Origin of the sequence: Streptococcus sp. HMSC057G03, from assembly GCF_001808745.1 — a bacterium.
GTDB lineage: Bacteria > Bacillota > Bacilli > Lactobacillales > Streptococcaceae > Streptococcus > Streptococcus parasanguinis_Z.
In genome coordinates this window covers 77069-89539 of sequence record NZ_KV794417.1, presented here as the reverse complement: position 1 = coordinate 89539, position 12471 = coordinate 77069, and the positions used below count along the sequence as shown (strand labels likewise).

Genomic DNA, 12471 nt, shown 5'->3' with positions numbered 1-12471 from the left:
ATTCCGCCATAGCTCAGTTGGTAGTAGCGCATGACTGTTAATCATGATGTCGTAGGTTCGAGTCCTACTGGCGGAGTATAGAAAAAAAGAGATCAAGTAATTGATCTCTTTTTTTACTTTTCATTTTAATGTTAATTAAAGCTCCGTTTAGTTAACGGAGCTTTTCTCTATTTAGTTATTTGGGAAAAATGCTTGATATAAGGCTTTAATTGCTTTTTCTTCTTGATCTTTACTTACAACGAACATAATGGAAACTTCACTAGAACCTTGAGAGATCATTTGAATATTCACTTCATTTTCTGATAGTGCTTTGGCTGCAGTGGCAGTAACCCCTACCTGACTCTTCATTTTCTCACCAACAATCATAATGATGGAAAGATCATGTTCAATTTCGGCTGTGTCAACTTCGAGCTTTTGCGTTAATTGTTTTAAAATTTCTTGTTCTTTGATTGGAGTCAGTTCACGTGAACGCAAAATGATGGACAAGTCATCGATTCCTGTTGGCATATGTTCCCAACTGATATTGAGATCTTCTAAAATTTGAAGGACTTTTCGACCAAAACCGACTTCGCGGTTCATAAGGTATTTTGTAGTGTTAATACTAACGAATCCTGAATCACCTGCAATCCCTACAACAGTCACATGATCATTTGAATGTTCCAAAACAATGCGGGTTCCAGGGTGGTCTGGATTATTAGTATTTTTAATGACTAATGGAATTTTACCTCTGTATGCTGGAACGAGTGCTTCATCATGCAATACTGAAAAACCAGCGTAGGCCAATTCACGCATTTCTTTGTAGGTTAATTCAGGAATAGAATGTGGGTGTTTAATAATACCTGGATGTGCTGCAAAGATACCATTTACGTCTGTAAAGTTTTCGTATAAGTCTGCTTTTACACCTGCTGCAATGATCGATCCTGTAATGTCAGATCCACCACGAGAAAATGTACAAATGTCACCATCTTGAGTAACACCAAAGAAACCTGGAATGACAATCACTTCACTTGAGTCTTTTAGTTCTTCAATTTTATCGTAACTAGATGGTAATATACGAGCGTTGGAAGGTTCTGCAGTGACTGTAATTCCTGCCTCTTTTGGATGGATGTATCTTGCTTCTAATCCATTTTGATTGAAATAAGCAGCAATGAGTTTAGCATTGTTATTTTCGCCTGCTGCTAGGAATGCATCGTATGTGAATGGATTCCCTTTTTTAGGTAAATTTGTTAAATCATAGATATCTTCAGCAATTTCTTGAATAATGGAATCTTTGAGACCCAATTCTTCTGTAATGGCACGATAACGTTCAATAATCCACTGTTGTGTTTGTGTGACATCCTTATCTGAAGTAAATTCTTTATAATAGCGGATCAGTGCATCTGTTACTTTTGTATCTTCAGCGTTGCGTTTGCCTGGAGCTGATACAACTACAAATCTTCTTTCTGGATCATCTTTAATGATATTAAGTACTTTTTTTAATTGAGAAGCTGATGCTAGAGAACTTCCACCGAATTTAGTTACTTTCATATTTTCTCCTTAATAGTTTCATTAATACATTATACCAAAGTTCAGTTATTGATACAATGTATTTACAGATAGGGCATAAAATAATTGATTCTGTAGAAGAGAGAAATTGTAATTATTCAAATTTTACAATTTTGTTACATCTTATAGATATATTTTACTATTTTACTTTTTTGTGGTATGATATGTTATAATTCAAAAGTTTTAATATCAAAATATTTTATATTTAAACAAAAGGAGTCTGTGATGTTTGAAACAATTTTGTATTCTGTCGAAAACGACCTCGCGACAATCTCTTTAAATCGTCCTGAAGTATCCAATGGTTTTAACATTCCAATGTGTCAGGAAATTTTAGTTGCCCTGGAAGATGCAGAAAAAAATGAGGAAGTAAAATTCATTATTCTATCAGCAGAAGGGAAAATCTTTTCAGTTGGTGGAGATTTAAGCGAAATGAAACGCGCAGTCGATGCGGATGACATCGAGTCTCTTGTTTTAATTGCCGAATTAGTTAATACGATTTCAAAGAAAATCAAGCAATTGCCAAAACCGGTTATTATGGTGGCAGATGGAGCGGTTGCTGGAGCAGCTGCTAACATTGCAGTAGCTGTTGATTTTTGTATTATTAGTGATCGTACTAAATTTATCCAAGCCTTTGTTGGGGTTGGTTTAGCACCGGATGCGGGTGGGTTATTCTTGTTAGGAAAAGCCATTGGCATGTCTCGGGCTACTCATTTAGTAATGACGGGTGAAGCCTTGACTGCTGAAAAGGCATTTGATTATGGCCTAGCTTATCGTGTTTGTGAATCTGAAAGACTCGATAAAACAGTTGAGCAATTGCTTAAAAAATTAAGAAGAGGATCTTCAAATTCTTATGCTGCCATGAAAGAAATGGTTTGGGAAGCATTCTTGAAAGAATGGGACCAATATGCGTGTCTTGAATTGGATTTGCAAAAGAAACTAGCATTTACAGAAGATTTCAAGGAAGGGGTTATTGCCTACTCTGAGAAACGTCGGCCACAATTTAAAGGAAAATAAATTTGTAATTTTTCTATGTTTTGTGAAAAAATGCTTGCAAATTATTTTCATTTTTGATAAAATTTGACTATCAAAGTAAAATTAGGAGGTGGAGTTTTGAATTACCAATTAGTTAACGACTATTTAACATCCATCTTTAATAATGTTTTGGTTATTGAGGAGTCGAGTCTAAGAGCAAGTCGATTCAAAGATGTTTCTATTAAAGAAATGCATACGATCGATGTGATTGGTTCGACACCGAATGCAACCCCGAGTGATATTTCACGGGAGTTGATGGTGACTTTGGGGACTGTCACGACAAGTTTGAATAATCTTGAGCGCAAAGGGTATATCGAAAGAAGAAGATCGGAAGTTGATCGCCGGGTTGTACACTTGAGTTTAACGAAGAACGGTCGTCTACTTTATCGTCTTCATCAGCAATTCCATAAACGGATGGTCAACCAGATTATTGGAGATATGAGTCCCGAAGAGAAGAAAGTGATGCAAAAAGGATTGCAAAATCTGTATCGTTTCTTGGAGGAAATTAAATAATGGTCTTTGCTAAAATTAGTCAAGTTGCTCATTATGCACCTGACCAAGTCGTATCAAATGATGATTTGGCTGAGATCATGGATACAAGTGATGAATGGATCAGTAGTCGGACAGGTATCTTTCGGCGTCACATTTCAAAAGATGAGACGACAAGTGATCTAGCAACAATTGTTGCACAAAGATTATTAGCAAAAGCAAACTTAGATGCTGAGGAAATTGATTTCATCGTTGTTGCTACGATTACTCCAGACAGCTTAATGCCATCAACTGCAGCCCGGGTACAAGCTAATATTGGAGCTTCTCGAGCTTTTGCCTTTGATCTGACTGCAGCATGTAGCGGATTTGTATTTGCATTAGCCACTGCTGAAAAATACATTTCTTCAGGTATGTACCGGCGAGGAATTGTGATCGGTAGTGAGACGCTTTCAAAAGTATTAGACTGGTCAGACCGTTCCACTTCAGTCCTTTTTGGAGATGGAGCTGGTGGTGTCTTGCTTGAAGCAAGCGATCAAAAATCGTTTTTGGCTGAGAATCTTTTTACAGATGGTAGCCGAGGTGCTAGTCTTGAGTCTTGCTATTTGGGGCTGTCTTCCCCTTATTCAGATGAAGTTTCCGATCGAAGATATCTGACAATGGATGGACGGGCAGTTTTTGATTTTGCCATTCGTGATGTCACGAAAAGTATTCAAAAAATTATAGCAGACGCCTCTATGGAAGCAGAAGAGATTGACTATTTTCTGTTACACCAGGCGAATGACCGAATGTTAGATAAGATGTCAAAAAAACTGGGTGTCTCTAGAGAGAAAATCCCAGCAAATATGATGGAATATGGGAACACTAGTGCTGCTAGTATCCCCATTCTATTATCGGAGTGTGTCGAGAATCATCGAATCAAGATGGATGGAAGTCAAAAAATTCTTCTAACAGGATTCGGTGGAGGTTTGACATGGGGCACACTTCTTGTTACAATCTAGTTAAACATGTGGAAACACATTTAAAAAATTTATATATTATTTTTTAAGGAGGCCTATCATGGCAGTATTTGAAAAAGTACAAGAAATTATCGTTGAAGAACTTGGTAAAGAACCATCAGAAGTAACTCTTGAATCTACATTCGAAGATTTAGAAGCAGATTCATTGGATTTGTTCCAAGTTATCTCTGAAATTGAAGATGCTTTTGACATCCAAATCGAAACTGAAGAAGGATTGTCTACAGTTGGTGACCTTGTCGCTTACGTAGAAGAAAAAACAAAATAATGATAGATGAGAGTATCGAAAGATATTCTCTCTTATTTAGGTAATAGTTTGAGGCTCAAAGAAACAATCTTTTAAACTCAAACTATTACTTAAGTGAAAAAAGAGGTAGGTATAATGCAAACACGAATTACTGAACTATTGAATATTAAATATCCAATCTTCCAAGGTGGTATGGCCTGGGTTGCTGATGGAGACTTGGCTGGAGCCGTTTCAAATGCTGGTGGACTCGGAATTATTGGTGGTGGTAATGCCCCTAAAGAAGTGGTAAAAGCTAATATTGATAGAGTAAAACAAATCACTGACAAACCATTCGGTGTTAATATCATGCTTTTGTCACCATTTGCAGATGACATCGTCGACCTCGTTATCGAAGAGGGTGTTAAGGTTGTTACAACAGGTGCCGGAAACCCAGGTAAATATATGGAGCGTTTCCACGAAGCTGGAATTACAGTAATCCCAGTTATTCCATCGGTAGCACTTGCTAAACGTATGGAAAAACTTGGAGCTGATGCTGTTGTCGCAGAAGGTATGGAAGCTGGTGGTCACATTGGTAAATTGACAACCATGGCACTTGTTCGCCAGGTTGCGAATGCGGTATCTATCCCAGTTATTGGTGCTGGTGGTGTTGCAGATGGACGTGGTATGGCTGCTGTTCTTATGCTTGGAGCAGAAGCTGTTCAGGTTGGTACTCGTTTCGCTGTTGCTAAGGAATCTAATGCACACCAAAACTTCAAAGATAAGATTTTGAAGGCTAAAGATATTGATACTGTTATTTCAGCCTCAGTTGTTGGACACCCAGTTCGTGCGATTAAGAATAAATTGGCTACAGAATATAACCAAGCTGAAAAAGATTTCTTGGCTGGTAAGAAGACTCAAGAGGAAATTGAAGAGCTTGGTGCAGGTGCCCTTCGTAACGCTGTTGTTGATGGAGATGTGGAATATGGTTCAGTTATGGCTGGACAAATTGCAGGTCTTGTTCGTAAAGAAGAAACATGTGCAGAAATCTTGGAAGACCTTTACACAGGTGCTGCCAAGGTGATTAAAGAAGAAGCTGCTCGTTGGGCAGATGTAAACGTCTAAAAACGTCGAAAGGATTAGGATAGTGACAAAACGTGCGTTCTTATTTGCTGGTCAAGGGGCTCAGAAATTGGGCATGGCGAGCGATTTGTATGCGGCTTATCCCGTTGTTAAAGAGACATTTGATACGGCTAGTCGTATTCTAGGCTATGATTTGCGTGAATTGATTGATTCTAACGAAGAAAAACTGAATCAGACACGCTATACTCAACCAGCTATTTTGACAACGTCAGTAGCCATTTATCGTCTCTTAGTAGAAAATGGTATCACTCCTGATATTGTTGCCGGTCTCTCTTTGGGGGAATATTCTGCCCTGGTTGCGGCTGGAGCTCTTTCGTTTGAAGATGCAGTAGCTTTGGTTGCGAAACGAGGTGAATTCATGGAAACGGCAGCTCCCGCTGGAAGTGGGAAAATGGTTGCTGTTATGAATACAGACCCAAGTTTGATCGAGGAGATTTGTCAACAAGCATCCGAAAAGGGTGTAGTAACACCAGCTAACTACAATACGCCAGCACAAATTGTGATTGGTGGTGAGGTTGCGGCTGTGGACTATGCTGTGGAACTATTGCAGGAAGCAGGTGCCAAACGCTTGATCCCTTTGAATGTGTCAGGTCCATTCCACACAGCCTTACTGGAATCTGCTAGTCAAAAATTGGCGGCTGAACTAGAAAAAGTATCATTTAATGATTTTGATCTTCCTTTAGTTGGGAATACAGAAGCTACTATCATGAAGTCAGAAGATGTGAAAGCACTTTTGGCCCGTCAAGTAAAAGAACCGGTTCGTTTCTATGATTCAATTGCTACGATTCAAGAATTTGGTGTAGATGAGGTCATCGAGATCGGACCTGGAAAAGTCTTGTCAGGATTCTTGAAGAAAATTGATAAAACTCTTCCAACTCATAACGTCGAAGATCAGGCTAGTCTAGATGCACTTCTGAATGCTTAAAACGAGGTAAAGATGGAACTTAAAAATAAAAATGTTTTTGTAACAGGTTCAACACGCGGAATTGGATTGGCTGTGGCTCATAAATTTGCGAGTCTCGGTGCTAATGTTGTCCTAAATGGACGTTCTGAAATTTCTGAGGACTTGCTTGCGCAGTTTGCTGACTATGGTGTGACTGTTGTTGGTATTTCTGGGGATATTTCTAATGGCGAAGATGCGCAACGTATGGTAGCTGAAGCAATTGAAAAGCTTGGAAGTGTTGATGTTTTGGTCAATAACGCTGGCATCACAAACGACAAGTTGATGTTGAAAATGACTGAAGAAGATTTTGAACGGGTCTTGAAAATCAACTTGACAGGTGCCTTTAATATGACTCAAGCTGTCTTAAAACCGATGTCTAAAGCTCGTCAAGGGGCCATTATCAACATGTCCTCTGTTGTTGGTCTAATGGGGAATATCGGTCAAGCGAACTATGCGGCTTCAAAAGCTGGTTTGATTGGTTTCACTAAATCAGTAGCGCGTGAAGTTGCGGCTCGTGGCGTTCGTGTGAATGCCATTGCACCTGGTTTCATTGAATCAGATATGACTGATGCTATTCCAGAGAAAATGAAAGATGCCATGCTAGCTCAAGTGCCAATGAAACGAATTGGTCAAGCTGAAGAAGTGGCAGAAGTTGCGGCTTTCTTAGCAGGTCAAGAATATTTAACTGGTCAAACAATTGCCATTGATGGCGGAATGACTATGCAATAATGAATGCTCACTGATCGAAAATCACTTACTTAAATATCCATCCGACAAAAGGAGAATATATATGTCTACAAATCGTGTTGTTGTTACAGGTTATGGTGTAACCTCACCAATCGGAAATACACCAGAAGAATTTTGGAATAGCCTTCATGAAGGAAAAATTGGGATCAAACCCATTACGAAATTTGATGCTTCTGAAATTCCAGTCTTTAATGCTGGTGAAATTCAAGATTTCCCATTCGATAAATATTTTGTAAAAAAAGATCAAAATCGTATGGATACTTACTCATTGTATGCAATCTATGCTGCGATGGAAGCTATTGAAAATTCAGGCTTGAACATGGAAGAAGAAGACCGCGATCGTGTAGGTGTGATTGTATCATCTGGTATCGGTGGTTTGCAAGAATTGGAAGATCAAATTATCCGGATGCATGAACGTGGGATGAAGAGAATCCAACCAATGTTTATTCCAAAAGCTCTTTCAAACATGGGTGCTGGAAATATCGCACTTAAGATTGGGGCTCAAGGGGTATGTAAATCCGTGACAACAGCTTGTGCTTCTGCCAATGATGCAATTGGTGAAGCTTTCCGTGAAATTAAATTTGGTATGCATGATGTTGTTTTGGCAGGTGGTGCTGAAGCTTCGATTACTAAGATTGGTATCGGTGGTTTCAATGCCCTTACGGCCCTTTCAACAACGGAAGACCCAGAACGCTCATCTATTCCATTTGACAAAGACCGCAATGGTTTTGTGATGGGGGAAGGTGCAGGGGTTCTTGTCATCGAAAGTTTGGAACATGCCCAAAAACGTGGTGCTAATATTTTAGCTGAAATAGTTGGTTACGGTTCAAACTGTGATGCCTACCACATGACAACACCAACACCAGATGGTTCAGGTGCGGCTAAAGCAATTAAATTGGCTATTAATGAAGCTGGTATCAAACCTGAAGATGTCGATTATGTCAATGCGCATGGTACCTCTACACCTGCCAATGAGAAAGGTGAAAGCGGAGCTATTGTTTCTGTACTTGGTAAAGAAGTTCCTGTATCATCTACTAAATCATTTACAGGACACTTGCTTGGTGCTGCTGGTGCGGTTGAAGCGATTGCTACCATCGAAGCGATTCGTCACAGCTTTGTACCAAAAACTGCTGGTACCAAAGAATTGTCTGACTATATCGAAGCAAACGTTGTTTATGGTGAAGGTCAAGAAGCGGATATTCAGTATGCTATCTCAAATACCTTTGGTTTTGGAGGACACAATGCTGTTCTGGCCTTTAAACGTTGGGAGGGTTAATTCATGAATATTTCTGAAATCAAAGATTTGTTGGCTCAATTTGATGCGTCAACTTTGCGTGAATTCTCATATAAAAATAATGGCGAAGAATTGAATTTGAGTAAAAACCAAACGAGTTCAGTTGCGGCTACACCGGTTGCTCCTGCAGTTGAAGTGGTAGCAACTCCTCAAACTCCTGTAGTAGCCCCTGTTGTTGAAGCCCCAGCAACTCCAGCTGTAGCGACTGAACCAGTTGCTGCTCCAGCTCAGGCTGCAGAAGGTGATGTGGTTGAAAGTCCATTGGTTGGGGTGGCTTACTTGTCGCCAGCACCGGATAAATCAGCCTTTGTATCTGTAGGAGACAAAGTTACTAAGGGTCAAACACTCTTGATTATCGAAGCCATGAAAGTGATGAATGAAGTCCCAGCACCTAAAGATGGGGTAGTCACTGAAATTTTGGTAACGAATGAAGAAATGGTTGAATTTGGAAAAGGATTGGTTCGAATCAAATGACAATTGATATTAATGCTATTCGTGAGGCTTTGCCGCATCGTTACCCAATGCTTTTGGTGGATCGCGTATTGGAAACAAGCGAAGATACGATTGTTGCCATTAAGAACGTGACAATTAATGAACCATTTTTTAATGGACATTTTCCACAATATCCTGTTATGCCAGGTGTTCTCATCATGGAAGCTTTGGCACAAACAGCAGGTGTACTAGAGTTGTCAAAACCTGAAAATAAAGGAAAATTAGTCTTTTATGCAGGGATGGACAAGGTGAAGTTTAAAAAACAAGTCGTTCCAGGAGATCAACTGGTGATGACAGCTACTTTTGTCAAACGTCGTGGAACAATTGCTGTTGTTGAAGCGAAAGCAGAAGTAGACGGTAAGCTTGCAGCTTCAGGAACGCTTACGTTTGCAATTGGAAATTAAGAAAGGCCTATCTATGTTTCGTAAGATCTTAATCGCCAATCGTGGTGAGATTGCAGTTCGTATTATTCGTGCGGCTCGTGAACTTGGCATCGAGACGGTTGCAGTGTATTCTACTGCTGATAAAGAAGCCTTGCATACCTTACTAGCGGATGAAGCAGTCTGTATTGGACCTGCTAAATCAACAGAGTCTTATTTGAATATGAGTGCTGTCTTGTCTGCAGCTGTTCTAACAGGAGCAGAAGCTATCCATCCTGGTTTTGGATTTTTAAGTGAAAACTCAAAATTTGCGACCATGTGTGAGGAAGTGGGCATTAAATTTATTGGTCCTTCTGCTAAAGTCATGGATTTGATGGGGGATAAGATTAATGCTCGTAAACAGATGATCAAAGCAGGAGTACCTGTTATTCCTGGATCAGATGGTGAAGTGTATACTGCTGAAGAAGCCCTCGAGATTGCAGAGCGTATTGGTTACCCTGTGATGTTGAAAGCATCTGCAGGAGGCGGTGGTAAAGGAATTCGGAAGGTTGAAAAACCAGAAGATTTGGTTGCTGCTTTTGAATCTGCTTCCTCAGAAGCTCAAGCTGCTTTTGGAAATGGTGCCATGTATATGGAACGGGTGATTTATCCGGCACGCCACATTGAAGTACAGATTTTAGCGGATCAGCATGGACATGTTATTCACTTAGGTGAACGCGATTGTTCTCTTCAACGAAATAACCAAAAAGTTCTAGAAGAATCCCCTTCGATTGCTATTGGAAAAACGCTTCGTGATCGGATTGGTTCTGCAGCTGTTCGTGCAGCTGAATCAGTTGGGTACGAGAATGCTGGAACGATTGAATTCTTGTATGATGAAGGCAAGGGTGAGTTCTACTTTATGGAAATGAATACCCGTGTCCAAGTAGAGCATCCTGTCACGGAATTTGTAACAGGAGTTGATATCGTTAAGGAACAGATTAAAATCGCAGCTGGCCAAGAATTATCCGTTACTCAAGAGGATATTGTCATTAAAGGCCATGCGATTGAATGCCGGATCAATGCGGAAAATCCTTCCTTCAACTTTGCACCTAGCCCTGGTAAGATCACTAATCTCTATCTTCCAAGTGGTGGGGTTGGCTTGCGTGTGGATTCTGCTGTGTATCCTGGGTATACGATTCCACCATACTATGATAGTATGATTGCCAAGATCATTGTCCATGGGGAAAATCGCTTTGATGCACTGATGAAAATGCAGCGTGCTCTTTATGAGTTGGAAATCGATGGTGTCACCACCAATAGCAGTTTCCAGTTGGATTTGATTTCAGATTCACATGTGATCGCTGGTGATTATGACACTGCATTTTTGATGGAACAATTCCTTCCAAATTATAATAAGGAATGATGAAAAAGCCTGGACTTGTGAGGGAAGTATGAACATCATCTTCACAGTTTCAGGCTTTTATAGTAATGCTTCAAATACTGTAGCATATTATAAGGAGTAAGTAATGGCATTATTTTCTAAAAAAGATAAATATATTCGGATCAATCCGAATAGGTCAGCCTGGAAGGAGCCTCAGCCAAAACCTGAAGTTCCTGATGAACTATTTTCACAATGCCCAGGTTGTAAACATACCATTTACCAAAAGGATTTAGGTAGTGAGCGTGTCTGCCCGAATTGTGGCTATACCTTCCGTATTTCTGCTAAAGAACGCTTGGCGCTGACAGTGGATCCAGCTAGCTTTGAAGAAATGTTTACAGGAATCGAAACGACAGATCCTTTGAATTTCCCAAATTATAAGAAGAAACTAGCAGCAGTGCGGGAAATGACAGGACTGGATGAAGCTGTCCTGACTGGAACTGCCTTGATTAAAGGTCAAAAAGTTGCGCTTGGGATCATGGATTCCAACTTTATCATGGCTTCAATGGGTTCTGTAGTAGGCGAAAAAATTACTCGTTTATTTGAATTTGCGACAAAAGAAAAATTGCCAGTTGTTCTTTTTACCGCTTCCGGTGGTGCTCGGATGCAAGAAGGAATCGTGAGTTTGATGCAAATGGCAAAAATTTCTGCGGCTGTTCAACGCCATTCCAAAGAAAAATTATTCTATTTGACGGTATTGACAGATCCGACAACTGGTGGGGTGACAGCCTCATTTGCTATGGAAGGTGATATTATCATGGCAGAGAGTCAAGCCTTGGTTGGGTTTGCTGGTCGACGCGTGATCGAATCAACTGTGCGTGAAAAATTGCCTGATGATTTCCAAAAAGCAGAATTTCTACAAGAACATGGATTTGTAGACTTGATCGTGGAGAGAAGTCAAATCCGAGCGACAGTTGGACAATTATTAGCCCTTCATGGAGGTAAACATGAGTAAAATAACACAGATTATTAAAGAAGCACGTGACCAAGGAAGATTGACTGCGCTTGATTTTGCTCAAGGAATTTTTGATGATTTTATCGAATTACATGGAGATCGAAACTTCCGTGATGATGGTGCGGTGATTGGTGGGATTGGACGCTTAGGCGATCAAACGGTTACAGTCGTTGGAATCCAAAAAGGAAAAAATCTTCAAGATAATCTAAAACGTAATTTTGGGCAACCCCATCCAGAAGGCTATCGAAAAGCTTTGCGCCTCATGAAGCAAGCGGAGAAATTTGGTCGTCCAGTTGTGACCTTTATCAATACAGCGGGTGCTTATCCTGGTGTTGGTGCTGAAGAACGAGGACAAGGTGAAGCCATTGCCCGTAACCTCATGGAAATGAGTGATCTAAAAGTTCCAATTATCGCAATTATCATCGGAGAAGGTGGCTCTGGTGGTGCCTTGGCTCTTGCTGTGGCAGATAAGGTCTGGATGCTTGAGAACTCCATCTATGCGGTCTTGAGTCCAGAAGGTTTTGCCTCTATTCTTTGGAAAGATGGAAGTCGTGCCATGGAAGCAGCAGAGTTGATGAAGATTACTTCTCACGAATTGTTAAATATGGAAATTGTCGATAAGGTGATTCCCGAGCATGGATTTTCAAATGGAGAACTACTGGCTCAAGTGAAGAAGGAATTACAGGAAGAGTTAAAGGTTTTACAAGCTTTACCTCTCGAAGAGCTTCTGGAGCAACGCTACCAACGTTTTCGTAAATATTAAAAAACTGAGCTTGCAATTTGCAAGACTCAGTTTTT

The 12471-nt window shown here is 40.2% G+C and carries 14 protein-coding genes and 1 tRNA gene; 14 read left to right on the top strand and 1 reads right to left on the bottom strand.

Annotated elements, in window-relative coordinates:
• Nucleotides 1-2 precede the first annotated feature (2 nt).
• Nucleotides 3-76: transfer RNA gene (locus HMPREF2686_RS01975), tRNA-Asn, on the top strand.
• 95 nt (nt 77-171) lie between these two features.
• Here the strand turns inward: HMPREF2686_RS01975 and HMPREF2686_RS01970 are convergent.
• A complete protein-coding gene (locus HMPREF2686_RS01970; RefSeq protein WP_021154497.1) occupies nt 172-1527 on the bottom strand; it encodes an aspartate kinase in 1356 nt (451 codons plus the stop codon).
• 240 nt (nt 1528-1767) lie between these two features.
• Here HMPREF2686_RS01970 and HMPREF2686_RS01965 point away from each other — a divergent pair, with 240 nt between their 5' ends.
• The 13 genes from HMPREF2686_RS01965 to HMPREF2686_RS01905 all read left to right on the top strand — a co-directional run bounded on the left by HMPREF2686_RS01965 (nt 1768) and on the right by HMPREF2686_RS01905 (nt 12436).
• Nucleotides 1768-2559: an enoyl-CoA hydratase gene (locus HMPREF2686_RS01965; RefSeq protein ID WP_049506161.1), complete on the top strand. Its 792-nt coding sequence runs from the start codon at nt 1768-1770 to the stop codon at nt 2557-2559.
• Between the two features lie 96 nt (nt 2560-2655).
• A complete protein-coding gene (locus tag HMPREF2686_RS01960) occupies nt 2656-3090 on the top strand; it encodes a fatty acid biosynthesis transcriptional regulator FabT (RefSeq protein WP_003003993.1) in 435 nt (144 codons plus the stop codon).
• Nucleotides 3090-4064 (top strand): beta-ketoacyl-ACP synthase III, encoded by a 975-nt coding sequence (locus tag HMPREF2686_RS01955; protein ID WP_049474391.1) that lies wholly within the window; start codon nt 3090-3092, stop codon nt 4062-4064. The genes HMPREF2686_RS01960 and HMPREF2686_RS01955 overlap by 1 nt, the downstream gene beginning before the upstream one ends.
• A gap of 58 nt (nt 4065-4122) precedes the next feature.
• Entirely contained in the window at nt 4123-4347 is a 225-nt protein-coding gene (locus HMPREF2686_RS01950; RefSeq protein WP_003003892.1) for an acyl carrier protein, read from the top strand.
• Between the two features lie 114 nt (nt 4348-4461).
• The gene (gene fabK, locus HMPREF2686_RS01945; protein ID WP_049474390.1) at nt 4462-5427 is read left to right on the top strand and encodes an enoyl-[acyl-carrier-protein] reductase FabK; all 966 of its coding nucleotides are present in this window, start codon (nt 4462-4464) and stop codon (nt 5425-5427) included.
• Between the two features lie 22 nt (nt 5428-5449).
• Nucleotides 5450-6370, top strand: a complete 921-nt coding sequence (gene fabD, locus HMPREF2686_RS01940) for an ACP S-malonyltransferase (protein WP_003010459.1) — start codon at nt 5450-5452, stop codon at nt 6368-6370.
• Nucleotides 6371-6382: 12 nt separating this feature from the next.
• Nucleotides 6383-7117, top strand: coding sequence for a 3-oxoacyl-[acyl-carrier-protein] reductase (fabG, locus tag HMPREF2686_RS01935; RefSeq protein ID WP_003010456.1), 735 nt, complete (start codon nt 6383-6385; stop codon nt 7115-7117).
• Between the two features lie 61 nt (nt 7118-7178).
• Nucleotides 7179-8411 carry a beta-ketoacyl-ACP synthase II gene (gene fabF, locus HMPREF2686_RS01930; RefSeq protein ID WP_003010454.1) on the top strand — a complete coding sequence of 411 codons (1233 nt, stop codon included), beginning with the start codon at nt 7179-7181 and terminating at the stop codon, nt 8409-8411.
• 3 nt (nt 8412-8414) lie between these two features.
• Nucleotides 8415-8903, top strand: coding sequence for an acetyl-CoA carboxylase biotin carboxyl carrier protein (accB, locus tag HMPREF2686_RS01925; RefSeq protein ID WP_049485573.1), 489 nt, complete (start codon nt 8415-8417; stop codon nt 8901-8903).
• Nucleotides 8900-9325 carry a 3-hydroxyacyl-ACP dehydratase FabZ gene (fabZ, locus tag HMPREF2686_RS01920; RefSeq protein ID WP_003004019.1) on the top strand — a complete coding sequence of 142 codons (426 nt, stop codon included), beginning with the start codon at nt 8900-8902 and terminating at the stop codon, nt 9323-9325. Before accB ends, fabZ begins: the two co-directional genes overlap by 4 nt.
• A gap of 13 nt (nt 9326-9338) precedes the next feature.
• The gene (locus HMPREF2686_RS01915) at nt 9339-10703 is read left to right on the top strand and encodes an acetyl-CoA carboxylase biotin carboxylase subunit (RefSeq protein ID WP_045760281.1); all 1365 of its coding nucleotides are present in this window, start codon (nt 9339-9341) and stop codon (nt 10701-10703) included.
• Between the two features lie 103 nt (nt 10704-10806).
• Entirely contained in the window at nt 10807-11673 is an 867-nt protein-coding gene (accD, locus tag HMPREF2686_RS01910; RefSeq protein ID WP_003003810.1) for an acetyl-CoA carboxylase, carboxyltransferase subunit beta, read from the top strand.
• The gene (locus HMPREF2686_RS01905; protein WP_021154504.1) at nt 11666-12436 is read left to right on the top strand and encodes an acetyl-CoA carboxylase carboxyl transferase subunit alpha; all 771 of its coding nucleotides are present in this window, start codon (nt 11666-11668) and stop codon (nt 12434-12436) included. Before accD ends, HMPREF2686_RS01905 begins: the two co-directional genes overlap by 8 nt.
• Nucleotides 12437-12471 lie beyond the last annotated feature (35 nt).

What these genes read in the sequence shown, in the direction of transcription:
- HMPREF2686_RS01955 (WP_049474391.1), top strand. Translation starts at nt 3,090, where the DNA reads ATGGTCTTTGCTAAAATTAGTCAAGTTGCTCATTATGCACCTGACCAA.
- fabF (WP_003010454.1), top strand. Translation starts at nt 7,179, where the DNA reads ATGTCTACAAATCGTGTTGTTGTTACAGGTTATGGTGTAACCTCACCA.
- HMPREF2686_RS01905 (WP_021154504.1), top strand. Translation starts at nt 11,666, where the DNA reads ATGAGTAAAATAACACAGATTATTAAAGAAGCACGTGACCAAGGAAGA.
- HMPREF2686_RS01970 (WP_021154497.1), bottom strand. Translation starts at nt 1,527, where the DNA reads ATGAAAGTAACTAAATTCGGTGGAAGTTCTCTAGCATCAGCTTCTCAA.
- accD (WP_003003810.1), top strand. Translation starts at nt 10,807, where the DNA reads ATGGCATTATTTTCTAAAAAAGATAAATATATTCGGATCAATCCGAAT.
- HMPREF2686_RS01915 (WP_045760281.1), top strand. Translation starts at nt 9,339, where the DNA reads ATGTTTCGTAAGATCTTAATCGCCAATCGTGGTGAGATTGCAGTTCGT.
- fabG (WP_003010456.1), top strand. Translation starts at nt 6,383, where the DNA reads ATGGAACTTAAAAATAAAAATGTTTTTGTAACAGGTTCAACACGCGGA.
- fabK (WP_049474390.1), top strand. Translation starts at nt 4,462, where the DNA reads ATGCAAACACGAATTACTGAACTATTGAATATTAAATATCCAATCTTC.
- fabZ (WP_003004019.1), top strand. Translation starts at nt 8,900, where the DNA reads ATGACAATTGATATTAATGCTATTCGTGAGGCTTTGCCGCATCGTTAC.
- HMPREF2686_RS01950 (WP_003003892.1), top strand. Translation starts at nt 4,123, where the DNA reads ATGGCAGTATTTGAAAAAGTACAAGAAATTATCGTTGAAGAACTTGGT.
- accB (WP_049485573.1), top strand. Translation starts at nt 8,415, where the DNA reads ATGAATATTTCTGAAATCAAAGATTTGTTGGCTCAATTTGATGCGTCA.